We start from the raw sequence: 25625 nt of genomic DNA, 5'->3' as shown, positions 1-25625 counted from the left end.
CCCCGAACGCGCACGGCGACAACCGAACTCAGTCCGGCAGGATCGGCACCGACAGCCCCTCGCCGCGCCCGAGCAGGGCCGCCCGGGTCACGGTGCCCGCACCGAACCGGTCCCGCAGCGCGTCCAGGGTCGAATCCAATGTCGACTCGGCGCGATGCTCCAGCGGCAGCGACAACTGCATGGTGTCGGCGTCATCGAGATTGGTCAGCGCCAACCCGACCAGCGTCAATCCGCGTTCGTGGATCAGCGGAAGTGCCGCCGCCAGCAGTGAGCGCGCGGCCCGCAGAATGGCCGCACCGCTGTCGGTGGCCTCGGGCAGGGTGTATGACCGGGTGGCGCGCCCGAAGTCGTCGAATCGCAAGCGCAGCAACACCGTTCGGCACACCCGTCGGGCCGCCCGCAATCGATGCCCCAGCCGATCCGCCAACCCCAGCAGGTAGGCCTCGATCTCCGCATCGGTGCGCGCCCGGCGTCCCAATGCCCGCTGCGCCCCGATCGATCGCCGCCGCTTTCCGGTCTCCACCCGCCGCGGATCTCGGGCCAGCGACAGCGCGTGCAAATGCCGCCCCGCGGCCGGTCCGAGCACCCCCTCACCCATCTCGGCCAACTGTCCCACCCGTGTGATTCCGCGTTCCCGCAGCTCCCGAGCCGTCACCTCACCCACGCCCCACAGCCGCTCCACCGGCAGCGGATGCAGAAACTCCAACTCCCCATCCGGCGGGACCTCCAGCAGCCCATCGGGTTTGGATACCGCGCTGGCCACCTTTGCCAAGAATTTGGTCCGCGCCACCCCCACCGAAATCGGCAACCCCGCCTCCCGCCGCACCCGCTCCCGCAGTCCCCGCGCGATATCCACCGGCGCTCCCGCGATCCGCCACAACCCACTCACATCCAGAAACGCCTCATCGATCGAGATCCCCTCCACCTCCGGCGTGGTGTCCCGAAAGATCTCGAAGACCGCCTTGCTCGCTGCCGCATAAGCTGACATTCGAGGCGGCACCACAATCGCCTCCGGGCAAAGCCGAAGCGCCTGCCGCGAATTCATCGGCGTCCGCACCCCGAACGCCTTCGCCTCATAACTGGCCGCCAACACCACCCCCGACCCCACCAACACCGGCCGCCCCCGCAACCGTGGGTCATCGCGCTGCTCCACCGAGGCATAGAAAGAGTCCAGGTCGGCATGCAGAATCGCCGCCCGCTCCGCCCGCGCTCCGCTTCCCATCTCACCACCGGACACGAACATATGTTCGCATAAGCGTTGGTCTGTTCGGTCGGAAGCCGAATGTCCGACCATCTGGTATGCGTTGACGTCATGGATTTCACGGACGTGTCGGTGACCGCGCTGCGCGTCTTCCGGGCCGTCGCCGAGCAGGGCACCTTCACCGCGGCGGCCGCCTCGCTGGGGTATACGCAGTCGGCGGTGTCACGGCAGATCGCCTCGATCGAGCAGGCGGCGGGGGTGCTGCTGTTGGAGCGGCATCGCAGCGGGGTGCGGCTCACCGCCGCGGGGCATCTGGTGTTGCGGCGTGCCACGGTGGTGCTCGAGGAACTGGCGGCCACCGCGCGGGAGCTGTCCGGGCTCCCGACGCAGGGCGGGGTGGTGCGGCTCGGGTGGTTTCCCAGTGCGGGGGCCTTGCTGGTGCCGAGAGCCATTGCGGCACTGCGTGATACACATCCCGCGATCACCGTCCACACCCGCGAGGGCGGCACCCCGGCGCTGGTGCGGGCGCTGCGCGCGGGCAGTCTCGATCTGGCATTGCTCGGCTCCGCCCCGCCTTTTCGCCCACCCGACACCGAATCACCGGCGCTGGAGCTGCGAACCCTGACCGAATCCAGTCTGCGCGTGGCGGTTCCGGCCGGGCATCCCCTCGCGCGCGGTGACTTCATCGATGTCGCGGAACTGGCTGGGCGGCAATGGATTGCCGGTCCCGCCGCGGCCGATCGGCCGATGGGTGTGTGGCCGGGGCTCGAGGAACGGCCCGAGATCGTGCACACCGCGCGCGACTGGCTGGCCAAACTGAATTTGGTGGCGGCCGGATGCGGATTCACCACCGTGCCGGGGCTGCTCGCCGCCGCCGCGCCACCGGGAGTGCGAATTCTGCCGGTGCACGGCGGCCCGCTCGAGCATCGCCGACTGGTGCTGGCCCGTCTGCCCGGACCGCTCACCGAGCCCGCCGCGCGCACCGCCGAAGCCCTGCTCGCCGCCGCCATGGCGTTATACACCGCCAATTAGTATGCGGCGCAGTCGATTCAGAAAATGCCGCCGCCAGGCATTGAGGGCCTGCCCGGTAATCCAGCGACCCGCATCCGACGCCAGGAAGGCGACCACATCGGCGATATCGGAAGGCTCGGCGAGCCTTCCGAGCGGAATGCCGGCGGCAATCGCGACGATCTGTTCGGGCGGCACCGTGGCCGCGACCTCCCGGTCCGCGTGGGCACGGGGCGCACGCTTTTCACGGTGATTCGCCGCTCCGCGAGTTCGGCCGCCGGCACCCGCACAAGCTGATCGCCCGCTCGTGCACGGAGATTGCCGGCTGCTCCGCGACCACGCCGACCGCCGAACCCGCATCGGAGGCCGTCGAACCGAGGGTCAGTTGTCGGCGTTGAGCGGACCGATCGGTGGATCCGAGTACACCTGGATCTCGCCGACACCGGCGGTGGTCAGGCGTGCGGCCACCGCATCGCTCACCCGGAGGGCGAACAGCCCGGCATCCGGGTCGACCGGGACGAGACCGAAATCCATATCGACCTCGTCCGCGGTGAGCCGCAGGGTTTTCAGCGCATCGGTCAGTGTCGCGGGTGCCGGTAGTCGGAGGGTGAGCAGCGGCATGACTCCACGCTACGCGCGCACGGCGACCTTCCGGAGTTCGGTGAGCGCGGCCGCGGTGTCGACGACGCCGAAACCGTAGTCGTAGTCGAAGGGAGTCGCTCCGCGCCGGATCGCGGTGCGGCGCAGGATATCCCGCAGCTGTGCCGGAGAGACCACGGTGGCGGGCCACTGCGTGCGGATTGCCGCGACCACACCGGCGGCGACCGGCGTCGCCGCCGAGGTTCCGGTATCCGGGGTACCCGCGCCGAAGGCGGTCGACCCGAGGAAATGGGTGTACGTGCAGACGTCGGGCTTCTGATCGGTGAGCCGGCCCGGACCCTGTGAGGAGTAGCCGACCCGCGTATTCGTGATGTCGACACCGCCGATGCTCAGCACACCGCCGAGCGAATTCGCGCCGCCGATCGGCCGCTCCGGGTAGGCGCACCGGCCGTCCGGGCAGTCCCGCCCGCAGTTGCCCGCCGCGAACAGAATGTCGGCCCCCGCGGCCTCCAGCGATCCGACAATGACATTGAACGGATGCGACGGATTGTCGGAGTAATTGCCCGGATTGCCGACCGGGAAGTCCCACTGCGGCGAGAACGAACCCCAACTGTTGCTGACCACCAGCGCACGCGAGGCCGCGGGCTGATCGGTGAGCACCGTGCGCAACCGCGCGTACCCCGCGAGCGCATCGGACAGCAACCCGTCCATGGTCGAGCCGCCGCGCCGAGTACTGCGCAGCACCGCGAAATCCAACAGTGTCGCCTGCGGTGCGGCGATCAGCGCGTCGAAGGCGCACATGCTGCCGTGATCGACCGGGAACTCTCCGGGCTTACCGGTGACGCCCGCCGGATTCCAACTGCGTTGCGCGTCAATGGTGATCGGGGCTCCGTGCACCGTCTCCACCAGCGCCGCATTGATCCCGGTATCCACAATGGCGAGCGCGACGGACTTGCCGGTGAGCCCGGCGGCGGTGAATTCGGTGGTGTGCAGCAGCTTTCCGACGTCCTGCGCGTTGCCGACCGCCGGGGTGTCGCCGCAGGTGAGCACGCCCTCGATAATCGGATCGGCGAAGATCCCGGTGATCGGCGCGGCCGCGGTCAGCCGGGGAACGGTGGCGGCCAGGTCCTCGTCGGCGATCTCCCCGCGCAGCAGCACCGTCGCGTGCTCGGGCGCCAGCGAGTACGGATCGGGGCTGCCCTGCCGATATCCTGGCACCGCGACCGGAGCATAGGCGTGGTCGATGACCACATCGGACTGTGCGCCGAGCACCTCGGCGGCGGTGATATGGACAGCGGGATCGGCCACCGCGGCAACCACATCGACTGTCGGACGAACCTGAATCAGCACGCGCATGATCACCATCGTGCCGGTAACGCGCGCAAACTTCTCACGGAACCCTCAGCACGCACCGCGAATCTACCGATTGGTCCTAACTATCCTGTTCGCATGAGCCCAGGTGCGATATCCATGGTGACGATCGACCCGAAGCTGGAGAGTGTGACCACCGCCGGGCCCGAAGACGACCCCGCCGCGGCCGGGGTGGACCGGCGCGCGGTCGAGGCGATCTGGGAATCCGTGCGCGACTGGTATCGCCTGGGCACCACCCCCGCGATCCAGATCTGTCTGCGCCGCGACGGCAAGATCCTGTTGAACCGGGCGATCGGCCACGGGTGGGGCAATGGCCCCGTCGACACACCCGATACGCCCAAACGCCTGATCACCCCGGATATGCCGTTCTGCGGATTCTCCACCGCCAAGGGCGTCGCGGCGGCGCTCATGGCGATGCTCATCGAACAGGGCCACTTCGCGCTGAATGATCCGGTGAGCCAGTACATTCCGGAGTTCGCCGCCAACGGCAAAGCGCGGATCACCATCGGCGATGTGCTCTCGCATTCGGCGGGTATTCCCTTCATCACCCCGCCCTACCGCGGCACCGATATGGTCCTGGACGAGGAGTTGGCCGTGCGCGGCCTGGCCGATCTGAAACCCAGTTGGCGGCCCGGCCGATTCCGCGTCTACCACGCCCTCACCGGCGGATTGATCCAGCGCCTACTGGTGCGACGCGCCACCGGCAAGCCCATGCGCGATCACCTGAGCGAGCAGGTCCTGAACCCGCTCGGCTTCCGCTGGAACAACTTCGGCGTCGCCCCCGAGGACGTCGATCGGGTCGTCCCGAGCGTGAAGGTCGGCCCCGGTCCGTCGCGCGTCTGGCGGCACCTGGCGGGCCGGGCACTCGGCGGCGGACTCTCCGGCCCCACCTCCGAGACCGACACCCGCGCCTTCCTCACCGCCGAACTCCCCTCCGGAAATCTCGTCACCACCGCGTACGAGCTATCCCGGTTCTATGAAATCCTCACGCGCGGAGGTGAACTGGACGGCGTCCGGATCATGCGCCCGGAAACCCTCCGCATGGCCACCAGCCCCGCGCCCCGCATCCCCGGCGCGGCCGGTCGGGTCTCGGTGGCGGGCTACGAACTCGGCGCGGCGCGCTCCAAATTCGGCCGCCATACCGAAACCCATTTCGGCCGAAGCGGTTTGACCACCCAGTACGGCTGGTCCGATCGCGCCCGCGGGCTCTCCGGGGCGATTCTCACCAGCGGTAAAGCGGTGGTCGACACCGCACGGCCCTGGAAACTCGTCGCCCAGATCTCCGCCGCGGTACCGCGGCACGACTGAACCGCACCGACACAAGCGAAGGCCGCCCGCCCGATCGCCTCGGCGGGCGGCTTCGATGCCGCACGTCAGCTGTCTTGCAGCACGCCCAGCACATTGCCATCCGGATCGGTCACGGTGGCCACGCGACGGCCGCCGCCGACCTCGCGCGCGGGCTCGTTCACGACCCCGCCGGCGGCGGTGACCTCGGCCAGTTTGGCCTCGATATTGGGGACCTCCCAGTACACCACCGGTGCGGTCATACTCGGTCCGGCACCGCCCGGGACCAGGCCGATGTGCTGGCCTCCCACCTCGTATCCGACGTAGTACGGCGAATCCGCGGAGGGCTCGACGCCCAGCAGTGCGGTATACACCGTCTTGGCCTTGTCCAGGTCGGTGACGGGGTGCAGTACGGTCTTGATGCCGTTGGTGGTCGAGGTGCTCATTGTCGCTCCTGAAGTCGAAGTTTTCGCCTATCAGATGAGGCTAGTTTCGCCCCGGCATCCCGAGCTTCTCGATTCCTGATCAGTCCGAGCGGGCAGCCAATTGCTTGCGCGCCTCGGCGAACCACGCCTGGGTCCCGACCAGACCGGCCTCGATATCCTTGCGCGCGCCAGTGAATCCGTAGAGGTTTCCGGCGAAGACCGTGAGCACCGAACCCTCCTGCTCACCGAGTTCGTCCAGCATGTCGGTGTCATCGAGCAGGTACGCGACCCCGGCGATATCCCCGCTCGACCACACCTCGCGGTACTCGTCCCAGCTCTCCTTCCGTACCGCGGCGGCGCGCTCGACCAACTCGTGCTGCAGCGCCTTGCGATCAGCCTCGCTGGGCTGACGGGATTTGAGGTGATCCCAGCTGACCGGTTCTGCGTCGGACACGTCCGGACTCCGTCCCTGTGGGTTGACTGTCATTGCCGAAAAACTCCTGCGCAATGTATCGCGCCGCGGAGATCCGGGCCTCTTCCAACTCGGGGCGCGGATAGGTGGATCGGAAGATCGCTTCCCCGTCGAACATGTGAATCAGCGAGGTGGCCAGCAGTTTGGCGGTTTCGGGGGTGACCGCCGGGCAGAGCGCCGCCACCGCCAGCTCCTCCACCTCGTCGAGCAGCCCGCGCGCCACCGGAGCCAGGCGGTCCCGCAACTCCGGTTCGGTGCGCGCGGCCACCAGCAATTCGAACCACACCGTATTGGTCTGATCGCGGATCTGGGTCCGCACCCGCAGCATGATGTCGGCCAAATCTATTGGCCGGTCACTGTTCTCGGGTCGGCGCAGCACCTGCACCGCGCGGATATGCCGATGCCGGACCTCATCGGCGGCGGCCACCACCAGATCGGTCCGGGAGTCGAAATGCCGGAAGATCGCACCCTTGGAGATGCCCGCGCGGCGACTGATCTCGCCGAGCGAGGCATTGTGATAGCCCACCTCGGCAATCGCCTCGATGGTGGCGTCCACGAGGGCGGATCGGGTGGCGGCGCTGCGCTCGGCCTGCGTGCGCCGCGGGGTGGCCGTGGTCATCGGCCCCCGGCCCGCAGGAAGCGTCCGATGCGCCGGTTGCCCAGAGCGGGCGCGGGCATACCGTCCCCGAAGACGAATTCCCCGCCGACGAAGACGGCCGAGACCGCGCCGTCATTGCGATTGACCATACGAGAGAGATTGTCATACTCGGGCACGACGGCTTCGGCGTAGGTGTCCAGGGAGTCGTCCAGGCGTTCGGGATCGATGATCACCAGATCGGCGCGATCACCTTCGCGCAGCCGCCCGGCATCGATGCCGTACCAGTCCGCGATCTCACCGGTCATCCGGTGCACGGCGTGATCGAGCGACAGGAACGGCCGCCCGGCCTGCTCCGCGCGATGCACCCGCCGCAGGAAGCGCAACCCGAAATTGTAGAAGGCCATATTGCGCAGATGTGCGCCCGCATCGGAGAAGCCCAGTTGCACACCGGGATCCGCGCTCAACCTGTCCAGGAATTCGGGTCGGTGATTGGAGATGGTGGTGCGCCACCGCAGTTTGGTGCCGTGCGCGACGACCAGATCCAGGAAGGCGTCGACCGGATGCACCCCGCCGCGTTCCTCACCCACCCGGCCGAAGGTCTTGCCGATGACGCTGTCGTCCGGACAGCCGACGATCTCGGCATCGAAGAAATCGCGATGCCACACCCGCATACCGAACTTCGTGTCGTATTCCTTCCGGAACCTGCGGCGATAGGACTCGTCCTGGAGCAGGGCATTGCGCTGCACCTGATCGGCCAGGTGCAGCGCGGCCGCACCGGAGCCGAACTCCTCGAAGATGACCAGGTCGATACCGTCGGCGTACACCTCGAACGGGACCGGCAGATGCTGCCAGCGGAAGTCGCCGCCGAGCGCGTTCACCACGCGGGCGAGCGGGCCCATGATGTAGACCAGGAACGGATTCGCCTTGAGGTCCGCGGCCGAGAGCAGGGTGGTCTTGAGGCGCCGCCGGAACAGTCCGACGCTGCTGAAGGTCATGGCGGCGATACTGCGTGGCGAGGTGACATCGGGTCCGGCCTGGAGCACGCGATCCCGTTGCCGCAGAATCGCATTGAGGCGGCGGCGTTCCCTGGCCCTGGCGTAGGTCGAGGGCAGGGTGCGCGATCGGCAGATCTCGCCGTCGAGCTTGTCGAACAGCAGCTGCTGTGCCGACATGCCGACGAAGCCCGCATCCAGGGCCTCGTGCAGCGCCTGCTCCATGGCGGATTGCTCGGCGGCGGTGGGGCGCACCTCCTTGCGGGTGGCGCGATCCAAACCCATCAGGGCGGTGCGCACATCCGAATGTCCCAGCATCGCGGCGATATTGGGGCCGAGCGGCAATTCCTCCAGCGCGGCGACGTACTCGCGCGCCGAACTCCACTGCCCGCCTTGCACGGCTTCGATCACGTGCCGGCGCGGAATCGCCTCGACGCGGCCGAACAGATCACCGGCATCGGTCGGCGTCACGTGCACGGTCGAGAGCGAGCAGGAACCCAGCAGCACCGTGGTGATGCCGTGCCGGACGGATTCGGTCAGCGCGGGCGCTTTGAGCACCTCGACGTCGTAGTGGGTGTGGATGTCGACCATGCCGGGCGTCACCCACTTGCCGGTGGCATCGATGACATTCGGGCAGTCGGCTTCGTCGAGGGGTTCGGCCGACACGCTCACGACGCGATCGCCGCGCAGACCCAGATGACGGATGGCGGAGGGCGCACCGGTGCCGTCGAACCAGCGGCCGCTTTTGATAATCGTGTCGTAGCTCACCTCAAGATTGCAACCGATCGGTCACTAAGAGTCAATGGGCAGTTGCACGAACGGTTTCGGCCGTTTTGGCAGGCGGACACCGGCGTGATCGCATCGTCACCGCACGGAACACCCGTTGTACTGCATGTTCCTGTCATCCTGAGGTGATGAAGCTCAGTGTTGAGCAGAATGGCGAATCCTTCTACGACGCGGGCCGCGCACCGGCCGAAGCGGCCGCCGACGCCATCTCGCCCGCGGCAGTGGTGGTCAATACCGAGCCGGCATCCCCGCCGCCGCCCGAGGCTCCCGCCCCCGCACCGCCGGTCCAGCCGCTGCCCGATCTCACCATTTCCCTGGAGCGCCTGTACGACACCGCCAGTGGCCGTGAGGAATTCCGCCTCCTCCATCGCATCGGCTATGTCGACGATGCACCGCGCATCGGCGTCGGCACCATCCAGGTTCCCGCCGATCTCGAGCACTGGACCACCGACCTCACCTCGGTCCCGCCCTTCCTCACCTGGCTGGTCCCCAAAACCGGTGCGCATCTTCCGGCGGCGATCCTGCACGACGGCCTGGTGCTGAACAGGGACGAACCCGCCAGCTATATCGCCGAACGCGTCATCCACCGCGATGAGGCCGACCGCATCTTCCGCGATGCCATGGCTAAAACCGGCACCGGCCTCATCCGCCGCTGGCTGGTCTGGTCCGCCGTCACGGTTGCCACCATGCATGCGGGCAGGCAGGTCGACTGGACACCAATTCAGAAGTGGCACTATCGAATCGCGCTCTGGGGCACGCTGGGGTTGATCGTCGTGCTCGGTGTGTGGGGCACCCTCGACCTGTTCAATATTCCCCTGCTGCCGGGCGTGCCCTGGATGGGGGAGCGCCCCGTGAGCGCCCTGGTCGGCGGCCTTTCCGGGACCGTCGTCATCCCCCTGCTACTGGGCCTCACCTGGGGCAAGTTCCGCGTCGCCGGCTGGATTATCGGCCCGCTGATCGCCGTGGTCATTCCGGCGGTGGTGCCCATCGTGCTCATCGGCTGGCTGTATGTCGCCGTCGAGAAACTGCATTCCTGGCACCCCTGGCTGGCCGGGGCGCTCGCCATCGTCTGTGTGGTCGCCGCGTTCGCCGTCTTCATCGCGTCCTGGTGGTTCGCCTGATTCGCGCGAAACGACGCTGAGCGAATGTGGTCTCCGGTCAGCCCGGAACGTCACTGTGACAACAGTTCCCGAACGAACGCGTGGTCGGTGCGGCTGTATCGACCGAACCGCCTGGTCAGCCGATCGGATTGTCGCAGAGGGTAGGTGAGCAGGTAGGTGTTCGCGGCGATCTCGCGCAGTTGGAAGTCACCGGCCTGACCCTCATCGCTTCCGGGTGTATCCGGTGTTGCGGCTCGTTGTCGCTGTTCGATTGTGGCCCAGACGAATTCGCGGCTGTAACGATGTCCCGACGCGCCGGTCTCCCAGAAATCCGGTGCGGTCGAGCGTTCGAAGTCCGCACGGGTCGTCCCCGTATCCCAGCGGTGGAATATCGGCTCTCGTAGTTCGAGTTCGGCGACGATATCGCGCAGGTGGGGTGCGGGGACGACGGTCGGGCTCCGACGCTCGAACTATGCGCTGTCCATCAAGTTCCACCGCGCCACGATAGCTTGATCGGTCATCGGGTGGCTGGGACAGTCAGCGGTGCACAGTTTTTGTCGAGTTCCGTAGCTGTTACGTTACGTTGGCTGCGACCAAACGAAACGTATTGAAAATCAAGGTTGGGCGGGGGAATCCTTGAGCCTGACCTCCGATAACGTTCACTTATCGGAGGTCAGGACGGCGGCGAATGATTTGCGGCGCAGAATGATTCGTTTCGTGTTGTTGCGTTGGAGTTGACGAAACCAACGCTACGATTTGGCAATGTCGAGTGTTTGCAACTACCCGGGATGCACCAAACCGATTACTCGCGGCGGGGGACCGGGCAGGCCGTCGGAATACTGCGGACACCCCGATCACACGCGCTGGCGGGCGTGGCGGGAGCGGCAGCGACGGCTACAGGAGGAGGCCGAGATACCGGTCACGAACGTCACTGTGACGCAACAGGGTCCGGTAACCGTGGCTCGAATGCGCGCCGATGAGTTGCTGATTCAGTTCCGAACGCTCGCTGATCAACTCGGAAACACCCTTGCGGGCGCGGTGGCCGAATTGTCCACGCTGACAGATCCTTCCGTCGCCGAGGCGCAGGTGCAGGCCGTCCAGGCCGATGCCGCACGGCGGATAGCCGAAGCCGAGATGGCGGCCGTGGCGGCGGAGCGAGCGCGCCGCGAGGCCGAAGAGTCCAGGGTGGCCGCCGAATCCGCGGCCGAGGATGCCGCGGCCGCCGCCGAAGCTGCGGAGGCGCGGATCGCCGAGGCGGCGAGCTCCCGCGATGACGCCCTGCGCGAGGTGGAGCGCATCACCAAGCAGGCCGCCGATGACGTCTTCGCCGCCCGCACCGAGGCCGAGGCGGAGATTCGCGCGGTGCGGCGCGAGGCGCAGGAGGATGTGGAGCGGGCCCGGCAGCAGGCCACCGAGGAGATCGAACTCGCGCGCTCCAAGACCGTCGCCGAAGTGGAGCAGGTGCGCCGCGACAGCGCCCAGCGCGTCACCGCCGCCGCGGCGGAGCGAGATCTGGCGGTGCAGCGGGCCGCCGATGCCGAACGCGCCATCGAACGCGCGGAACAGGCTGTCGCCGAACGCAATCAGGCGGTCGCAGATACGCGAGACGAACTGGGGCGGGTCCGGGCGGAGTTGGAGCGTGTGCGCACCGAGGCCGCGACCGCGCGGCAAACCGCCGCCGCGGATCTGACCGCCCTGCGCACGGAGGCCGCAGCCGCCCTGGACCACGCCCGTAAGGACGCGGCTGCCCGAATCGCCGCACTCGATGATGCCCGGCAGCAGATCCTCGCACGCGCCGAGCGTGCCGAGCAGCAACTGGACGCTTTGGTGGCAGAACGGCTTCCGATGGCCGGAAATCGCACAGTTGGCGAATGACCGTCCGGTTCGTCACGTTTCGATGGATGCGCGTGCGTCCTGCACATGTGAAATGACATCGGAACGTGCGGCAATGCCGGAGATTTACGAGGGCATCCGGCGGTATCGTCAGGGGGAAAAGAGAACTCCGTGCGGACCCGATCTGCAATGATCTTCAGTCAAAGGTTCTGGCCGACAGGACTACCCGTGCACCGGCACCCGCTGGGGACACGGAAGGTAAAGGGGTGTCAGTTGAATATCAACGCCATGCGAGCACGGCAATCCCGGCCGAGTGTGGCGCGCGTGTACAGCTACGTTCTCGGTGGACGAGACAACTACGGCGTCGACAAGAATGTCGGCGACTACTTCATGAGTGATCTGGCCGGTTCCGAGCAACTCGCGATCACGAACCGCGACGCTGTCCTCCGCGCTGTGCACGGCATGGCCACCGACGGCATCACCCAGTTCATCGATATGGGTTGCGGCTTGCCCGCCGCAGAGAATGTCCACGACGTAGCGCGCCGCGTGCATCCCGAAGCCAAGGTCGTCTACGTGGACAATGACCCGTTCGTGGTCGCGCACGGCCGAGCGCTGCTCGCCGTCGACGACGGTATCGACGCGATTGAGGGCGATGTCGGCAAGACGGCATGGATCCGCGAACATCCTGCGGTACAACGGATTATCGACTTCGAGCGGCCGGTGGGGCTGCTCTTCGCCGTCACCCTGAGCTTCCTCGAGGACGAGGAGGATCCCGCGGGTGTGGTGAAGTTCTGGGCCGATCAGGTCCCGTCCGGCAGCCGCGTCTACATCTCGCACTTCCGCACCGGCGGCACCCGTGAGGCCAAGGCCACCGAGCGCAAGATCCTGGAGGCGTTCGGCCGTGGTCGCTGGCGCACCGATGCCGAGATCCGGGACTTCTACGGTGATCTCGAAGTCCTGGAACCGGGCATCGTCCCCTGCGCGCAGTGGCGGCCGCAGCCCGGTGAGGGCGAGCATAAGCTCAGCGACTGGGAAGAGATGATCGTCTCCGGCATGGCGCGCAAGCCCTGAGGGGCTCTTGCCCACGGGCATAAGGCATTTCGCTGATCCGGTGCGTTGACCTCAACGCACCGGATCAGCTCTTTTCAGCGGCTCTTACTCACCTTCAGCGGGGCCTCGTTGAACGCGCGCACGCGAGCCGTCTCCCGCGCGACCCGCCAGGAGAAATCCCATTCGACCGGCGGCGCGTCCCGGATCGGCAGGTAGCGAATATCGGGCCGCTGACAGGGGTTTCGGTAGTAACCGCCGAAAACCAACGGATATGGCGTAACCGCTGCTGATCGGCAGTAAGTCCCGGTTCGGCCTGGTGATGGCCGGTTGCTGATTGGCTTGGCTCCCAACGCTATTGGTTGGGGTGGGAGGCCGGCGTCGTGGCGACACGGGTGTTCGTCGATGGCGGGAAGGTCTACGAGGCGACGGGACCGCGGCTGCTCACCTTCGCCGACGCGGTGGCCGAGATCGCCGTGGCCACCGGACGCGCCGTCGAATACCTGGAGGCCTCACCGCAGGACCTATGCCGCCGCCCTGCGGGCGGACGGTCTGCCCGACGAACTGGTCGACGTGCTGATCTACCTGTCCACCACGGTGCTCGACGGCGCAATGCCCACCTGGCCGATGGCGTGCAGCAGGCAACCGGTTCGGCCGCACGCGATTTCGGCGACTTCGCGCGCGCGGCGGCGGCTACCGATATCCGGCGACCCGAAGCGGTGTCGTGCGCCCGGGACGAGGGGTTCCGGGCGCTACTCCAGTCCGAATGCCACCGACCGCAGGACCAGCGCGAGAATGAAGACGATGGTGAACGCCAGATCGATGGCGAGGCCGCCCGCGCGCAGCGGCGGCAGCACCCGGCGCACGGGCGCGATCACCGGTTCGGTCCATTTGTGGGTGAAGCTGCGCGCCCTGAGACCCCAGTCGGGCAGATTGCCCGCTACCGCGACCCAGTCCAGCACCATGCGCGCGAGCATCAACAGGACGAATGCCGTCAGCAGCCAACCGAGTACCCCGGCGATCAGACCCATGACCAACTCCTCAGTAGTGGCCGGTACGGACGGCCGACGTGGCCGATCGTAACGCCCGATTCGAATACCGACCGGTTGAGCGGGCGGCGTGTCAGGAGCGGGGCTCGCGCCACATCTCCCACACCGGCGGGCCGCCCCCGGTGGCGTCGAGTTCGGCGGTCACCTCGAAGCCGAAGCGCTCGTAGTACGGGACATTCTCGGGCTTACTGGACTCCAGATAGGCGGGCAGGCCCTCGGCATCACAACGATCCAATCGCGCGGAGAGCAGCGCCTTGCCGTAGCCCTTGCCCCGCGTGGTGGGCAGGGTTCCGATGGATGCGAGATACCAGTGCGGTGGATCGTGCGGATGTTCGGCGGCCAGCGTATCGGCCATTCGCCCGGCGGCAATCAGACGCGATCGGAATGCCCGGATCAGTCCGGGCAGGGCGCGCAGGTTATTGCGGTCACTGGAGTAGCCCGGCGGCTCCCACATGGCCGCGCCGACGATTTCACCGGAGTCGTCGACCGCGATATCGATACCGCCGTGCTCGATGCGGTCGTGCCGGGCCAGCGTGGCGAACATGAGGGCGGCACGCCGAGCCCGCGATGCGTCATCGGGGAGCAGCCAGGAGATGATCGGATCATCGGCGAAGGCGAGGCCGAGCACCCGGCCCAGCGTTGGAATATCCGAACGTTGTGCCTGACGGACGGTGATCTCCATTTCTTCACCGTACTGGCGGTGTCCGATTCACGCCCGCAACACCGGGTGCGAATCGGACGACACTACGAGTAGCGCCGACGACACGGGAGGGGAGTGGTGGAAATGGGTTCCAGGGCAGCACGATACGCGGGGGTGGCGGCCTGTTGCGCACTGCTGGGGGTGACCGGCTGCGCGAGCGATTCGAATGACTCCGGTCGGTCCACCGCGTCCGGAAGCACTGTCGTTCCGACGCAGGCCGTGGTCCCCGCGACCACCGACGGCCCGACCACCGGGCGGACCGAATCGACGCCGCCGACCTCACCTCCGCCCACCTCGAGCGCACCCGCGCCGTGCGGTAATGGTCAGGTCGTGGTGGATGCGACCATCATGTCTCCGGGCATGGGCCATCGCGGTGTGCGCCTGAACTTTTCGGCCGCGCACGACAGCCGCTCCTGCACGCTGACCGGATACCCGGGCGTGGACACCGGAGCGGGCGGCCCACTGCTGCATGCCGAACGCACCCCGCGCGGATATATGGGCGGCCTGCCCGCGGGCGAGGACAACCCGCCGACCATCGTGCTCGACGGCACCCACGGTGCGCAGGCGGTTGTCGAGGGCGTGGCCTTCGACTCCGAGGGCAACCAATGCGCCACCTACACCGATCTGCGGGTCACCGCGCCGAATACCACGGACACGGTGACCGTGAGCGCTCGAATCGACTCCTGCCACCTACAGATTCACCCGGTCACCGCGCCGCGGTAGCGTGGCTCAGCCGCAGCGCCGCCTCGTGATCGTGGGTGGGGATGACGGCGGCGAAGTGGCGCGCCAGATGTAGTCGATGCAGGGTCTTGAACGTCTCGTCGTGGTTCTCGTCGACGAAATTGCCTGGGAATGACGACTTCTGGCGGATCTTCTCGACCTGGAGTTCATGCCAGGCGGCATCGCCCGCCAGCAGCACCCAGCCGCGCTCGGTATGCGCCAGGATGCCGATGCTGCCGGGTGTATGTCCGGCCAGATCCACCAGCACAATGCTGCCGTCCCCGAACAGGTCTCGGCTGCGGGTGAAGGTGAGCACCGGCGGACCGTCCAGATCGAATTCGACGATGGGGCGGTCGAGTAGCGCATCGCGCACCCCGCCGACCGGGGCGGTCGGACCCGCGCTGATCCACTCGTGTTCGGGCCGGTGCAGCTGGACGGGCAGACCGGGCAGGTCCAGGAGTCCGCAGACGTGATCCCAGTGCGCGTGCGTGGGCAGCGCGAAATCCGGGGCGGGCAGATTCGGTCGCAGGCTCAGCGCGGTGACGGTGGGGACGGTTTCGACCGGTGGGCGCACCACACCGCGCAGGGCGGTGGGCAATTGCGCGATGGCGCGGGCCTCGGCGTCGGTGCAATAGCTCGGGTCGACCAGGAAGGTCGCCTCCGGGTGCTCGATCACGAAGGTGGTCAGCGCATTGGTGATGCGACGCGGCTGGAAGGTACCCTCCACCACCATCGCTGTCGGCACCGAGCGCGGTGCCTGATCGAGTGCGGTCACCCGCACGGTGCGATTCGGATCGGGCAGGCCCGCATCGGTGATCGAGCGCAGGAAACGCTCGTCGACCGGGCGCGGGCGCACCATTCCGCGCACCAGACCGGTTGCCGCGGCGCAGCATTGGATCAGACCCGGGGAACGTACGGCGTTCGACATCGATTGCACTCTCCATTCACGGTGCCGGAAACCTGGACGGTCGCCGGGAGTGCTGGCAGGCTAAAACTTCACGTCGACATGAAGTAAAGAGGCGAATGGTGAGCACCGCGCAGGATATGCGGATCGGCGATGCCGCGGCCGCACTCGGCATCGAGGCCCATGTGCTGCGGCACTGGGAATCGGTGGGTCTGCTCAACCCATCCCGCAGCCCCTCCGGGCACCGCAGCTACGACCCCAATACCCTCGATGTGGCCCGTATCATCCGGCTCCTTCAGCGAACCGGCTTGTCACTGGATCAGATTCGCCAACTCGGCCTCAGCCCCTGCGATGAACGGCGCGAGCTGATCAATGACAAACGCGCCGATATTCGGCGACAGCTGGAACTACTGCGCACCACCGATCGCTTCCTCGCGCACCTCACCGAGTGCAGTCACCCCGTCATCGCCGACTGTCCCGAGTGCGCCGAATTCACCAGGGCCGGAAGGAAATTCCCCCGGAGCTCGGTGCCCGGGCGCATTCACTAGGGGAAGCGCCCGGCGGCCAGCTCAGAGCAGAGTGACCTGGACCGGTGCCCCGTGCGCGGGGACGTGGGTGATATTCCTGATCTTCGAGCTCTCGCCGGTGACGCCGGCGGGTAGGGAGAGCCGGTAGCGGGTGAGGATTTCGCGCAGGACGGCGGTGCCCTCCATGAGGGAGAAGCCCGCGCCGATGCACCGGCGTACGCCGCCGCCGAACGGTAGCCAGGTATTGGCGGCGACCGATCCGTCGAGGAAGCGTTCGGGGCGGAAGTCGGTACCGTCCGGGAAGTTGTCGGAGCGGCTGTGCGCCAGCAGGATCGAGGTGGACACGACCGTGCCGCGCGGGAGGGCGTACCCTCCGATGGTCATATCGCGGGTGAGTCTGCGGCCGGTGGCGGCGATGACGGTGCGGCGGCGCATGGATTCCTTGAGCACCGCCTCCAGGTATTTGTCATCGCCGTCGTGGGCGGCGCTGCGCGCGGACTCCTGCACCCGGGGATGCGCGGCCAGTTCATGACAGGCCCACGACAGCGCCGAGGCGGTGGTCTCGTGTCCGGCGAGCAGCAATGTGATGAGCTGATCGCGCAGTTCCGCATCGGACAGCGGTGCGTCCGAAGGGTTTTCGCCGGAGCCGACCGCCAGTAACCGGGACAGCACATCGGCTCGCTGATCGAGATCGGGGTGTGCGCGGCGCTGGCTGATCTCGCTGTACAGCAGCTCGTTCATGGCCTGCTGGTTCTCGCGGAAGCGCTTCCACGGCCCGTGCCGATCCAGCCACGGATACTTCCAGCCGAAGAAGATGAGCGGATTGATATTCACGATCCGGCGCAGCCGGGGCGCGAGCTCACCGCGCCGGTGTTCATCGGCCATACCGAAGACCACCTGCATGATGACATCGAGGGTGAGTTCATTCATCCGGTCCAGGGTGTGCACCGTGGACCCGCTGGCCCACCGATCCACATGGGTCTTGGCAATGGCCTCGACCAGTGTGCGATACCCGCGCAGGGACGACCCCGCAAAGGCGGGCATCAGCAATCGCCGCGCCCGCGCATGTTCGGCCTCATCGGTGAGCAGCAGCGAATGCTCACCCATAATGTGCACCAGCAGCCGATTCCCCTCGCCCGCGTGCAGATCGGCCGGATCCGCGGCGAAGATCTCCCGAATATGTTCGGGCCGCGAGAAGATGACCACTTTCTCCGAGTACGGCGGTACCAGTCGAAGCGTGAAAACATCCCCGTACCTGCGCGCCGCCCGCTCCAGTAGCGCCCCTCGCCACTGTGCGTACAGTGCGGTCTGAACAATGCTCGGCAGCCGGGGACCCGGTGGATACGAGGTGCTCACAATACTGATCCCTTCACCCGGGCCGCTGCGATGCGACCGCCGAAGACGCTCATTACAGCCTAGAGCGCCCCGCGACGACTTGGCAGCGCCGAGACAACTTCGCACCCCGACACGCCGACCAGCGCATCGTGAACGTCACTGTGACGCAATCGGGTTGGCGTGCCGGATCACCGAATCAGCCCTCGGAGAGCTCCTCCGCGGATTCCTGACCCGCCGTACCGGTGCGGCGCAGGAAGTCGGCGATCACCTCGAGTTCGGCATCGGAGTAGCGGGCGCATACCTCGTCCATGCGCGTATTCATTCCGGCGAGCACCGCGAACAGTTCGGAGTTGCGTTCGCGTACCGCGCGGACGGTGATCGCGCGACGGTCGGTCGACTCCGGATCGCGTTCGCGCACAATCCATCCGGCCTTCTGGAGGCGATCGAGGATGCCGGTGAGGGTGGCTGGGTGCAGTCCCGCCCGGCGGGCCAGGGCGGTGGGGGCCAGCGGGCCGTGTCGATTGATCAGGTCCAAACACGTCCAGTCGATATCGCGCAGTTCGACCCGGCCGCCGAACCTGCGATTGAGCAGTGCGAGCTGAATGTTCAAGTCGCGCACGGCTTCCTTGACGGCGGTCATCCGCTGTCGCCGCTGCCGCGTCGCACCCCGATCCGCTACTGGAGTCACCGCACCACTCTCGCCGGTTTGTATGGATTCCGTATCATATCGTGGTGCCATGCGGCCCTGCCCGCAGTTCAGGCCGGTTCGACGCGGAAGACCGCGATCCTGTCCGCCGCCGCGGCGATCCCCTCCGGGGTGGCGGTCTGGGCCAGCCCCGTGGTCACGAACCGTTCCCCGACGCTCTTGGGACTGCTCCGCACCAATTCGCGCAGCAGCGACCCGCGCTCCGCGACCGGCACCTCGACCAACCGGGCGCTCGCGGACGACCGCCCCCGGGTCAATGTGACGGTTTCGGCGTCACGAACATTGGCAACCCACGCCGCCTTCGGAAACGCCTGGAAGATATACCGACCGTCCCCGATCTCATTGACCGCGATCGGAAATGTCCGCGGCTGTCCGGTCTTACGTCCCTTGACGGTGAGCAACTGCATCGGCCCGAAAGCCACTCCGCGCCGCTGCAATCCGACGATCACCTTGTTGATCGTGTTCGTCACCCGGCGGTACCTGTCTGCGTTCATGAACCCGAACCCTTCCGGAAGCTATCCAGTACGTAATCTATGAATCACATATAGTATGAGTTACGTATTAGATGGTGGCAAGGCGCGAGGACTTGGAGCGGACATGAATTCGCCACGGATCGATCCCGCAGCGGTCGACTACGAGAAGCTGTACAGCGGTGCCGAAGTCTTTCCCGGTGTCGCGGTGCAGCGACCCCCCTGGGATATCGGCAGACCGCAATCGCTGTTGGTCGCCTTCGAACGCGCCGGTCGCATCACCGGCACCGTGCTCGATATCGGTTGCGGCCCAGGCGATACCGCGATCCACCTGGCACGGTGCGGTTACCGCGTGACCGGAGTCGATATCGCGCCCACCGCCATCGCGCATGCGCGTGAACGTGCGGACAAGTGCGGGGTGCGGGTGCGATTCGAGGTCGCCGATGCCGTCCATCTCGACGGATTCGACGGTGGTGTCGACACCGTGGTGAGCAGTGCCCTGCTGCACTGTCTCGATCCGGAGCAGCGCCGAGCCCATGTCGCCGCGCTGTCCCGGATCGTCGCACCCGAGGGCCGATTGATCCAATTCTGTTTCACCCCGGCCGACCACGCCGAACTGTACGCGCCGTCGCCGATCTCCGAGGCGGAGATACATCGCCTCTTCGACGGCCCGGATTGGACGATCACCACCTTGCGCACCGATCGGCTCGAGGTGGCGGCCCCGCCCGAGCAGATGTCGAAGCGATTCGCCGAGTACGGCTTTCACCCCGAACTCGATGAGCGGGGATCGATGCTGCTGCCGGTGCTGGTGCTCGAGGCGCACCGGCGTAAAGCCTAGCGGGGCTCGGAATCAGCCGCCGAAGATCGCGGTGGGATCGCCGTCGAACCGGGTGTTCTCGATGCGCGTGCGGTCGATAAGCCAGCGGTCGCCGTCGCGGCGCAGTTCGAGATGGTAGGGGTTCTCGAGCAGGGCTCGAGTGGACGGGTCGGCGATGAGCAGATGCTGGGCTTCCACGAGGGCGGTCGTGTGGGCGGTGTCGCCGTCGATGGTGATGCGCGGGTTCGTCACCTGATGGGTGGTGCTCACGGTGGACTCCTCGTTCATTCGGACGGTGTTCATGGCCTCTGCCCGCTCGATCACGTCGAAGGACCCGGCGGAGCGGTCTTTCGACGCCACGCCCGGGACGTTCGGCGCCGCTAGGACAGGCGGTGACCTAGTTCGTTCGTACCGTAGCGATATGACCACTTTCGAGCCTTTCCGCATCGATATTCCGGCCGCAGCGATCGACGATCTCAACTCCCGCCTGGCCGCCACCCGGTGGCCGGATGAGCTGCCCGGCGTGGGCTGGAGCTACGGCATTCCGACCGGCTATGTGCGGGAGATCGCGGAGTACTGGCGCACCGAATTCGATTGGCGCGCACGGGAAGCGGCATGGAATCGGTTCCCGCGGTTCGTGACCGAGATCGACGGGCAGCGCATGCACTTGCTGCACGTGCGCTCACCGGAGGCGAACGCCCTGCCGCTGGTGCTTGTGCACGGCTGGCCGTTCGAGGATTTCACCGAGGTGATCGGTCCGCTGACCGATCCCGTCGCGCACGGAGGCGTTGCCCAGGACGCCTTCCACCTGGTGATCCCGACGCTGCCCGGCTTCGGTTTCTCCGGCCCCACCCGCGAGCCGGGTGCGGCCGCCACCGAGCGCAGTGCCGAGCTGATCGCGAAACTCATGGCGGGACTGGGCTATTCGCGATACGGCGCACAGGGCGGTGACGCCGGTTCATTCATCGCGCCGCAGCTGGGCCGCATCGATGGCGATCATCTGGCGGGCATTCACCTGAACGACCCCATCACCATCCCCGCCCGGGGCGACGACGGGTCCGCGTACAGTGCGAGCGATCAGGCCAAGCTCGCCGAGATGCGAGATTGGAGCAGTAAGGAGACCTCCGGTTACGCGGGCATCCACTCCACCCGCCCGCAGACCCTCGCCCCCGCGATCTCGGATTCCCCCGCGGGCCTGCTCGCCTGGGTGCTCGATGTGGTGAACACCTTCAGCGATCCCGCCGCACCCACCCCGGACGCCGCCATCGACCGCGACATGCTGCTGACCAATATCGCCATGCTCTGGTTCACCAACACCGCCGGCTCCTCCCTGCGCCTGTACAAGGAGTCCGGCCTGTGGGGTGCGGAGGTCACCAACTCGGGTGTCCCCACCGGCGTGGCGGTCTTCCCCGGCAACAATACGATTCGCGGTATCGCCGAGCGGCAGCACACCCTCGTGCACTGGTCCGAATTCGATCGCGGTGGCCACTTCGCCGCCATGGAAGCCCCCGACCTGCTCACCACGGACCTGCGCGACTTCTTTCGCAAACTCCGCTGATTCGACCCCGTCGTCGGGCGCGGCACGCGGTGCCGACCTGCCGAATGTGCCGGTCCGCCGGTGAATTGGACTTAACGGTCATACAATTCGGCTATGCCCACCAAACGGATCGAGGGGCGTACCGCGGTGTTCGCCGACTGGGCTTGGCAGGCACTGCTGGTCACGGGTGTGTGCTCGGTGGGGGTCGGGATCACGCTGGCCGTGTGGCCGAACAAGTCCGTGACGGTCGAGGGCACGCTGTGCGGGCTGGTGCTGCTGGCCACCGCGGCTACGCAGTTGATCGCGGCATTCGGTGCGAATATCGCCACCGCGCTGAAGGTGCTCCAGTTCATCGGCGGGGTCACCGCGCTGTTGCTGGCGCTCTGGTGCATCAATAGCGGCCAATGGGTGTTGTTGCTGGCCTTGTGGATCGGCATGGGCTGGATGATTCGCGGGGTGGTGCTGGCGATCACCGCGGCCTGGTCGGACGAGTTCGTGGGATCCGGCTGGCAGGAGATCATCGGTCTGGTCACCGCCGGTGTCGGCATGGTGATCGCGGTGGGTCCGTTCGAAACGGTCACCTCGCTGTCCATCGCGGTCGGTTTGATCACCATCGCACTGGGCGCCACCGAGATCTGGACCGCGGCGCGGTTCGAGCGCAGCGGGATCGGCGTCACCGTCTGATATCGGACACTCGGGACATATTCGACAACTGCCAAATATTTGCCTATACGGTTCGGCTATTCGTGTGCTCGTGGATCCGACCGTGCGACGGAGCCCGCCGCCGGTCCCCGGTGAGAGGCGGAATAGATGGCACGCAAGACCGGCCCGGCCCTCGCCGGAGAGCTCACCGAAATGAAACTCACCGATTCCGTCCGATGCGGGGCGTGGCAACTGCAATCGGTGCTGCTCGCGTATCCCGATGACGCACTGCTGGATTCACTGTCGCTGCTGTGCCGGACCGCAGCCGCGCTGCCCGAGCCGATCGGCGCACCACTGCAACCGCTGCTGAATCATCTCGAGCGAGGTGCGCCCTTGGCGCTGGTGACCGAATTCGTCGAGACCTTCGATCACCGCAAACGATTCAGCCCCTATCTGACCTGGTTCCTGTACGGCGATACGCGTAAGCGCGATATGGCGCTGCTGCGCTTCAAACAGCTGTATCGGGCGTCGGGGCCGGTGCTGGACGACGGCGAGCTCTCGGATCACCTGGCGATGGTCCTCGAGTTCGCCGCAGCCTTCCCCCTGCAGGGCGAACAACTGCTGCTGAAGCATCGCACCCAAATCGAAGCGATGCGAATGACATTGCGCGAGAACGGCTCTCCGTGGACGGGCGTGCTCGAATCACTGTCGGCGACATTGCCACCGCTGCGCGGTGAGCAGAGCACCGCCATGGCCCAACTCATCGCGCAGGGTCCGCCGGGCTCGGCGCGACGCTGTACGGCACTCTGACCGGGCACCGCACAACTGCCGCCTCTCAGTCGAATACCACGCCCCGCAGCCGCCCGGTGTACCGCGCGGCTCGATCCATGGCGTCTCCGGCGGCATCCAGCTCGATCAACGCCTCCTCCAGCACTTCTCGCGCACCCGCCACGCAGTAGCCCGGGGTGGTCAAAGCCCCCACCCCGACCGTATCGATGATCAGGCCGGATTCGGGCAGCGCCGCATAGCTCGCCGCCAAGTCCGCGACCGCCTGTCGCAACTGATCCACCTGCGCCGACAGCTGCGCACGCCGACCTTCGAGCTCGACCGGATCCATCACCATGGGCTCCAGTCTGCACGAGGATGGGAGTGCGCGTCGGTGCGCGTGGGGTGGAGCCGGTGCGATCGATTGGGAAACTGTGTGCTCAGCGGGCCGGAATCGACTGTGGGACAGAGGTGTCCGCTGGACGGCGGGCAGCCCAGGGGCGTGCGGTCTCGATTTCGGCCGCCAGTTGCAGGAGCAGGTATTCGCTACCCGGGGCGCCTACGAACTGGGTGCCGAGTGGCAGGCCCGAGGCGGTCCAGTAGGTGGGCACGCTCATGGCGGGGCGGCCGGTGATATTCGCGAGTTGGGTGAAGGGCACGGCCGACAGGCTGGCGGTGACCAGATCGCGGTAGAAATCGGTGCGCGCCAGCACATGTCCGGCCCCGAAGCGCAATAGTGGCGGAAGCAGCGTCTCGGCGAGCGCGGGTGTGCGGTTCTGGCCGATACGCAGCGGCGGCTCCCCGAGGGTGGGGGTCAGCAGCAGGTCATAGCGGTCGTGGAACTCGGCCAGCACGCGGGTGTAGTCGTTCCAGCGCGCGTGCGCGCGAACCAGGTCCGGCGCTCCGACCGTGCGGCCGACCGCGGCAAGCACCTGGGTGTCGAGGTCGAAATCGCCCGGGGCCGAACGGGTTGCCGCGCAGGTTTGGTCGAGTTCGGTGGCGACGGAGGCGGTCCAGACGGTCATGAAATCCACGGCCAGTTGACGACCGTCGAATGCCGGAGTCGCGGGTTCGACGGTGTGGCCCAGCGTTTCGAGGAGTTCGGCCGCGTCCTCGACCGCTCGCACCGCTTCGGCGTCCACCGTTGTGCCCAAAGGGGATTCACTGGTGAAGCCGATGCGCAGTCGGCGCGGCGGCGCGGTCACCGCATCGCGGAAGGGCCGGTCCGGGCGTGGTACGTGGTAGGGCGCACCCGGGTCGGGCGGGCTCAGAATGTCGAGCATGACGGCCGTATCGCGCACACTGCGCGACAGCACGCCCTCGCTGACCGCGCCGAACAGCGGGTCACCGACCGCCGGTCCACTGGGCACCAGACCGCGGCCCGGCTTGAGGCCGAACAATCCGGTGCAGGCCGCGGGAATTCGAATCGAACCGCCACCGTCGCTGGCACCCGCGACCGGCACGATCCCGGCCGCCACCGCGGCCGCCGAACCACCCGAGGAGCCGCCGGGGGTGCGGCTCGGATCCCAGGGATTGCGTGTCGCACCGAAGGTTCGCGTCTCGGTAATGCCCTTGCTGCCGAATTCGGGCGTGGTCGTCTTGCCGAAGATCACCAGTCCGGCGGCCAGCCAGCGGTCCACCGTAACGCTGTTGCGTTCGGCCCGCACCGAACGCAGCGGGCCGGTGCCGCCCGAGGTCGGGTACCCGGCGAAGTCCTGGCCCAAGTCCTTGAGCAGAAAGGGGACTCCCGCGAGCGGACCGGTGTGCTCGGAGCGCTGGGCGAGTTCGGTGCCGACCTGTTCCATGAGCAGGCTCACCGCATTGATCGAGGGATCGATCCGGGCGCACCGCTCCAGCGCGAGCCGCAGCAACTCGGTCGGGTGAATCTCGCCCCGGCCGACCAGTTCGGCCAGTCCGACCGCGTCGTACTCGCGGTATTCCTCGTATCTCATGGTGTCTCCTCACTCGCGGATGCCGCGCCGCCACCCTCACGATAGCCGTACCATGTGGTTACGCAACCGGTTGGAACGGTAAAATTTCCCGCCATGGCCGAGAATCGGGATGTGAGCGAGAAGAAAATCGACGGGCGCACCCTGCGGTTTCAGCACCGCCGTCCCGAATTGCTCGCCGCGGCCACCGAATACGTGCTCGACCAGGGCGTGCAGCAACTGTCGCTGCGCCGGGCCGCCGAGGCGCTCGGGGTCAGCCACGCGACTCTGATCCGGCATTTCGACACCAAGGACGCCTTGATCGCCGAGGTGCTAGAGCACATTCGCGCCGACTTCGAACAGCGGCTGCTCACCGAGGAATTGCGCGCGGTCGACGATCCGGCGCAGCGACTCCGCGCGGCTTGGCGACACCTGTGCCGCCCCCGCGAACAGCGGCAATTCCTGGTGCTGTTCGAATTGGTCGCCGATTCCGCACGCACGCCCGAGCACCCCCGCGCCCGCCTCGTCACCGACTGGCTCACGGTGATCGAACGCGAACTCACCCGACACCACTGGCCCGCCGAAACCGCCTCCCGCACCGCGACTTTCATCCTGGCCCAGGTCCGCGGCCTACAACTCGACCTCCTCACGACCGGCGACCGCACCCGCGTCGACGCCGCATTCGAGATGACGGTGGACGCCCTGATGAACGACCTCACCGCCGCCCGCACGCGGGGTACCGCGTGATGAGACAGCAGAGGCGGGCACGCGGGCAGCGGAGAACGAATGGCTCGGCGTAACCTTCCGA

30 protein-coding genes are annotated in these 25625 nt (G+C 67.1%); 12 read left to right on the top strand and 18 right to left on the bottom strand.

Translation table 11 applies throughout. The features are described 5' to 3' along the window. Positions 1–28: 28 nt before the first annotated feature. A complete protein-coding gene (dinB, locus tag NA10_RS04645; protein WP_373862336.1) occupies positions 29–1243 on the bottom strand; it encodes a DNA polymerase IV in 1215 nt (404 codons plus the stop codon). Positions 1244–1312: 69 nt separating this feature from the next. Here dinB and NA10_RS04640 point away from each other — a divergent pair, with 69 nt between their 5' ends. Next, complete coding sequence (locus tag NA10_RS04640) at positions 1313–2233, top strand: LysR family transcriptional regulator (RefSeq protein ID WP_084514298.1); 921 nt, start codon at positions 1313–1315, stop codon at positions 2231–2233. Here NA10_RS04640 and NA10_RS38475 read toward each other — a convergent pair. The 3 genes from NA10_RS38475 to NA10_RS04625 all read right to left on the bottom strand — a co-directional run bounded on the left by NA10_RS38475 (position 2216) and on the right by NA10_RS04625 (position 4165). Then, positions 2216–2407, bottom strand: a complete 192-nt coding sequence (locus tag NA10_RS38475; RefSeq protein WP_245677026.1) for an SDR family oxidoreductase — start codon at positions 2405–2407, stop codon at positions 2216–2218. The two genes, NA10_RS04640 and NA10_RS38475, sit on opposite strands and share 18 nt — an antisense overlap. A gap of 183 nt (positions 2408–2590) precedes the next feature. After that, positions 2591–2830 (bottom strand): hypothetical protein, encoded by a 240-nt coding sequence (locus NA10_RS04630; protein ID WP_067563734.1) that lies wholly within the window; start codon positions 2828–2830, stop codon positions 2591–2593. Between the two features lie 9 nt (positions 2831–2839). After that, the gene (locus NA10_RS04625) at positions 2840–4165 is read right to left on the bottom strand and encodes a S8 family serine peptidase (RefSeq protein ID WP_067563988.1); all 1326 of its coding nucleotides are present in this window, start codon (positions 4163–4165) and stop codon (positions 2840–2842) included. Between the two features lie 93 nt (positions 4166–4258). Between NA10_RS04625 and NA10_RS04620 the strand changes: the two genes are divergently transcribed. After that, positions 4259–5488 (top strand): serine hydrolase, encoded by a 1230-nt coding sequence (locus tag NA10_RS04620; RefSeq protein ID WP_067563731.1) that lies wholly within the window; start codon positions 4259–4261, stop codon positions 5486–5488. A gap of 65 nt (positions 5489–5553) precedes the next feature. Here NA10_RS04620 and NA10_RS04615 read toward each other — a convergent pair whose 3' ends face one another. The 4 genes from NA10_RS04615 to NA10_RS04600 form a co-directional block, all read right to left on the bottom strand. Next, positions 5554–5910: a VOC family protein gene (locus NA10_RS04615; protein ID WP_067563729.1), complete on the bottom strand. Its 357-nt coding sequence runs from the start codon at positions 5908–5910 to the stop codon at positions 5554–5556. Between the two features lie 79 nt (positions 5911–5989). After that, positions 5990–6343: a hypothetical protein gene (locus tag NA10_RS04610; RefSeq protein ID WP_067563726.1), complete on the bottom strand. Its 354-nt coding sequence runs from the start codon at positions 6341–6343 to the stop codon at positions 5990–5992. Further along, the gene (locus tag NA10_RS04605; RefSeq protein ID WP_067563724.1) at positions 6282–6980 is read right to left on the bottom strand and encodes a TetR/AcrR family transcriptional regulator; all 699 of its coding nucleotides are present in this window, start codon (positions 6978–6980) and stop codon (positions 6282–6284) included. The genes NA10_RS04610 and NA10_RS04605 overlap by 62 nt, the downstream gene beginning before the upstream one ends. Beyond that, positions 6977–8719, bottom strand: coding sequence for an N-acyl-D-amino-acid deacylase family protein (locus NA10_RS04600; RefSeq protein ID WP_067563721.1), 1743 nt, complete (start codon positions 8717–8719; stop codon positions 6977–6979). The genes NA10_RS04605 and NA10_RS04600 overlap by 4 nt, the downstream gene beginning before the upstream one ends. A 146-nt stretch (positions 8720–8865) precedes the next feature. On the opposite strand from NA10_RS04600, the gene NA10_RS04595 reads away from it, so the two are divergent. The 3 genes from NA10_RS04595 to NA10_RS04585 all read left to right on the top strand — a co-directional run bounded on the left by NA10_RS04595 (position 8866) and on the right by NA10_RS04585 (position 12741). Further along, complete coding sequence (locus tag NA10_RS04595; protein ID WP_067563719.1) at positions 8866–9858, top strand: DUF1353 domain-containing protein; 993 nt, start codon at positions 8866–8868, stop codon at positions 9856–9858. 945 nt (positions 9859–10803) lie between these two features. After that, positions 10804–11712, top strand: coding sequence for a coiled-coil domain-containing protein (locus NA10_RS04590; RefSeq protein ID WP_084514296.1), 909 nt, complete (start codon positions 10804–10806; stop codon positions 11710–11712). Positions 11713–11958: 246 nt separating this feature from the next. Then, the gene (locus NA10_RS04585) at positions 11959–12741 is read left to right on the top strand and encodes an SAM-dependent methyltransferase (protein WP_067563985.1); all 783 of its coding nucleotides are present in this window, start codon (positions 11959–11961) and stop codon (positions 12739–12741) included. 74 nt (positions 12742–12815) lie between these two features. On the opposite strand, the gene NA10_RS36410 is transcribed toward NA10_RS04585, so the two are convergent. The 3 genes from NA10_RS36410 to NA10_RS04575 all read right to left on the bottom strand — a co-directional run bounded on the left by NA10_RS36410 (position 12816) and on the right by NA10_RS04575 (position 14448). Beyond that, positions 12816–12986 carry a hypothetical protein gene (locus NA10_RS36410; RefSeq protein ID WP_157556042.1) on the bottom strand — a complete coding sequence of 57 codons (171 nt, stop codon included), beginning with the start codon at positions 12984–12986 and terminating at the stop codon, positions 12816–12818. Positions 12987–13469: 483 nt separating this feature from the next. Continuing rightward, entirely contained in the window at positions 13470–13748 is a 279-nt protein-coding gene (locus NA10_RS04580) for a YggT family protein (protein ID WP_067563713.1), read from the bottom strand. 91 nt (positions 13749–13839) lie between these two features. Continuing rightward, complete coding sequence (locus NA10_RS04575; protein ID WP_067563710.1) at positions 13840–14448, bottom strand: GNAT family N-acetyltransferase; 609 nt, start codon at positions 14446–14448, stop codon at positions 13840–13842. 102 nt (positions 14449–14550) lie between these two features. On the opposite strand from NA10_RS04575, the gene NA10_RS04570 reads away from it, so the two are divergent. Next, positions 14551–15189 carry a DUF4232 domain-containing protein gene (locus NA10_RS04570; RefSeq protein ID WP_084514316.1) on the top strand — a complete coding sequence of 213 codons (639 nt, stop codon included), beginning with the start codon at positions 14551–14553 and terminating at the stop codon, positions 15187–15189. On the opposite strand, the gene NA10_RS04565 is transcribed toward NA10_RS04570, so the two are convergent. Next, entirely contained in the window at positions 15173–16114 is a 942-nt protein-coding gene (locus tag NA10_RS04565) for an MBL fold metallo-hydrolase (protein ID WP_067563709.1), read from the bottom strand. The two genes, NA10_RS04570 and NA10_RS04565, sit on opposite strands and share 17 nt — an antisense overlap. Positions 16115–16212: 98 nt before the next feature. On the opposite strand from NA10_RS04565, the gene NA10_RS04560 reads away from it, so the two are divergent. Next, positions 16213–16638, top strand: coding sequence for a MerR family transcriptional regulator (locus NA10_RS04560; protein ID WP_169812520.1), 426 nt, complete (start codon positions 16213–16215; stop codon positions 16636–16638). Positions 16639–16659: 21 nt separating this feature from the next. Here the strand turns inward: NA10_RS04560 and NA10_RS04555 are convergent, their stop codons facing one another. From NA10_RS04555 to NA10_RS04545, 3 genes are all read right to left on the bottom strand, one after another. Continuing rightward, entirely contained in the window at positions 16660–17973 is a 1314-nt protein-coding gene (locus NA10_RS04555; protein ID WP_084514295.1) for a cytochrome P450, read from the bottom strand. A 175-nt stretch (positions 17974–18148) separates the two neighbouring features. Next, positions 18149–18640 carry a MarR family transcriptional regulator gene (locus NA10_RS04550; RefSeq protein ID WP_245677025.1) on the bottom strand — a complete coding sequence of 164 codons (492 nt, stop codon included), beginning with the start codon at positions 18638–18640 and terminating at the stop codon, positions 18149–18151. A gap of 68 nt (positions 18641–18708) precedes the next feature. After that, the gene (locus NA10_RS04545; protein ID WP_218021446.1) at positions 18709–19152 is read right to left on the bottom strand and encodes a nitroreductase family deazaflavin-dependent oxidoreductase; all 444 of its coding nucleotides are present in this window, start codon (positions 19150–19152) and stop codon (positions 18709–18711) included. Between the two features lie 103 nt (positions 19153–19255). On the opposite strand from NA10_RS04545, the gene NA10_RS04540 reads away from it, so the two are divergent. Continuing rightward, entirely contained in the window at positions 19256–19966 is a 711-nt protein-coding gene (locus tag NA10_RS04540) for a class I SAM-dependent methyltransferase (protein WP_067563698.1), read from the top strand. Positions 19967–19978: 12 nt separating this feature from the next. Here NA10_RS04540 and NA10_RS35275 read toward each other — a convergent pair whose 3' ends face one another. Next, complete coding sequence (locus NA10_RS35275; protein WP_218021445.1) at positions 19979–20305, bottom strand: nuclear transport factor 2 family protein; 327 nt, start codon at positions 20303–20305, stop codon at positions 19979–19981. A gap of 61 nt (positions 20306–20366) precedes the next feature. Between NA10_RS35275 and NA10_RS04530 the strand changes: the two genes are divergently transcribed. From NA10_RS04530 to narJ, 3 genes are all read left to right on the top strand, one after another. Then, positions 20367–21503: an epoxide hydrolase family protein gene (locus NA10_RS04530; protein ID WP_067563696.1), complete on the top strand. Its 1137-nt coding sequence runs from the start codon at positions 20367–20369 to the stop codon at positions 21501–21503. Positions 21504–21596: 93 nt separating this feature from the next. Then, positions 21597–22166 (top strand): DUF308 domain-containing protein, encoded by a 570-nt coding sequence (locus NA10_RS04525; protein WP_067563693.1) that lies wholly within the window; start codon positions 21597–21599, stop codon positions 22164–22166. Between the two features lie 126 nt (positions 22167–22292). After that, the gene (narJ, locus tag NA10_RS04520) at positions 22293–22934 is read left to right on the top strand and encodes a nitrate reductase molybdenum cofactor assembly chaperone (protein ID WP_218021444.1); all 642 of its coding nucleotides are present in this window, start codon (positions 22293–22295) and stop codon (positions 22932–22934) included. A 25-nt stretch (positions 22935–22959) separates the two neighbouring features. Here the strand turns inward: narJ and NA10_RS04515 are convergent, their stop codons facing one another. Together NA10_RS04515 and NA10_RS04510 are read right to left on the bottom strand one after the other, a co-directional pair. After that, positions 22960–23247 (bottom strand): hypothetical protein, encoded by a 288-nt coding sequence (locus NA10_RS04515; RefSeq protein WP_067563691.1) that lies wholly within the window; start codon positions 23245–23247, stop codon positions 22960–22962. An 82-nt stretch (positions 23248–23329) separates the two neighbouring features. Continuing rightward, positions 23330–24841, bottom strand: a complete 1512-nt coding sequence (locus NA10_RS04510) for an amidase (RefSeq protein WP_067563688.1) — start codon at positions 24839–24841, stop codon at positions 23330–23332. A 111-nt stretch (positions 24842–24952) separates the two neighbouring features. Here NA10_RS04510 and NA10_RS04505 point away from each other — a divergent pair, with 111 nt between their 5' ends. Next, positions 24953–25564, top strand: a complete 612-nt coding sequence (locus NA10_RS04505; RefSeq protein ID WP_245677024.1) for a TetR/AcrR family transcriptional regulator — start codon at positions 24953–24955, stop codon at positions 25562–25564. Positions 25565–25625: the final 61 nt, after the last annotated feature.

Source organism: Nocardia acidivorans NBRC 108247 (assembly GCF_001625085.1).
GTDB classification, from domain to species: Bacteria; Actinomycetota; Actinomycetes; order Mycobacteriales; family Mycobacteriaceae; genus Nocardia; species Nocardia acidivorans.
This window is presented reverse-complemented; position numbering and strand designations above follow the sequence as displayed.

Bases quoted from the DNA above. Each gene is read 5' to 3' on its own strand.
- NA10_RS04615 (WP_067563729.1), bottom strand. From the start codon at position 5,910: ATGAGCACCTCGACCACCAACGGCATCAAGACCGTACTGCACCCCGTC.
- NA10_RS04605 (WP_067563724.1), bottom strand. From the start codon at position 6,980: ATGACCACGGCCACCCCGCGGCGCACGCAGGCCGAGCGCAGCGCCGCC.
- NA10_RS04585 (WP_067563985.1), top strand. From the start codon at position 11,959: ATGCGAGCACGGCAATCCCGGCCGAGTGTGGCGCGCGTGTACAGCTAC.
- NA10_RS04565 (WP_067563709.1), bottom strand. From the start codon at position 16,114: ATGTCGAACGCCGTACGTTCCCCGGGTCTGATCCAATGCTGCGCCGCG.
- NA10_RS04515 (WP_067563691.1), bottom strand. From the start codon at position 23,247: ATGGTGATGGATCCGGTCGAGCTCGAAGGTCGGCGTGCGCAGCTGTCG.
- NA10_RS04510 (WP_067563688.1), bottom strand. From the start codon at position 24,841: ATGAGATACGAGGAATACCGCGAGTACGACGCGGTCGGACTGGCCGAA.
- NA10_RS04590 (WP_084514296.1), top strand. From the start codon at position 10,804: ATGCGCGCCGATGAGTTGCTGATTCAGTTCCGAACGCTCGCTGATCAA.
- dinB (WP_373862336.1), bottom strand. From the start codon at position 1,243: ATGTTCGTGTCCGGTGGTGAGATGGGAAGCGGAGCGCGGGCGGAGCGG.
- NA10_RS04575 (WP_067563710.1), bottom strand. From the start codon at position 14,448: ATGGAGATCACCGTCCGTCAGGCACAACGTTCGGATATTCCAACGCTG.
- NA10_RS04545 (WP_218021446.1), bottom strand. From the start codon at position 19,152: ATGAACGCAGACAGGTACCGCCGGGTGACGAACACGATCAACAAGGTG.
- NA10_RS04540 (WP_067563698.1), top strand. From the start codon at position 19,256: ATGAATTCGCCACGGATCGATCCCGCAGCGGTCGACTACGAGAAGCTG.
- NA10_RS04570 (WP_084514316.1), top strand. From the start codon at position 14,551: ATGGGTTCCAGGGCAGCACGATACGCGGGGGTGGCGGCCTGTTGCGCA.
- narJ (WP_218021444.1), top strand. From the start codon at position 22,293: ATGGCACGCAAGACCGGCCCGGCCCTCGCCGGAGAGCTCACCGAAATG.
- NA10_RS04625 (WP_067563988.1), bottom strand. From the start codon at position 4,165: ATGCGCGTGCTGATTCAGGTTCGTCCGACAGTCGATGTGGTTGCCGCG.
- NA10_RS04530 (WP_067563696.1), top strand. From the start codon at position 20,367: ATGACCACTTTCGAGCCTTTCCGCATCGATATTCCGGCCGCAGCGATC.
- NA10_RS04630 (WP_067563734.1), bottom strand. From the start codon at position 2,830: ATGCCGCTGCTCACCCTCCGACTACCGGCACCCGCGACACTGACCGAT.
- NA10_RS04580 (WP_067563713.1), bottom strand. From the start codon at position 13,748: ATGGGTCTGATCGCCGGGGTACTCGGTTGGCTGCTGACGGCATTCGTC.
- NA10_RS04620 (WP_067563731.1), top strand. From the start codon at position 4,259: ATGAGCCCAGGTGCGATATCCATGGTGACGATCGACCCGAAGCTGGAG.
- NA10_RS04525 (WP_067563693.1), top strand. From the start codon at position 21,597: ATGCCCACCAAACGGATCGAGGGGCGTACCGCGGTGTTCGCCGACTGG.
- NA10_RS04595 (WP_067563719.1), top strand. From the start codon at position 8,866: ATGAAGCTCAGTGTTGAGCAGAATGGCGAATCCTTCTACGACGCGGGC.
- NA10_RS04640 (WP_084514298.1), top strand. From the start codon at position 1,313: ATGGATTTCACGGACGTGTCGGTGACCGCGCTGCGCGTCTTCCGGGCC.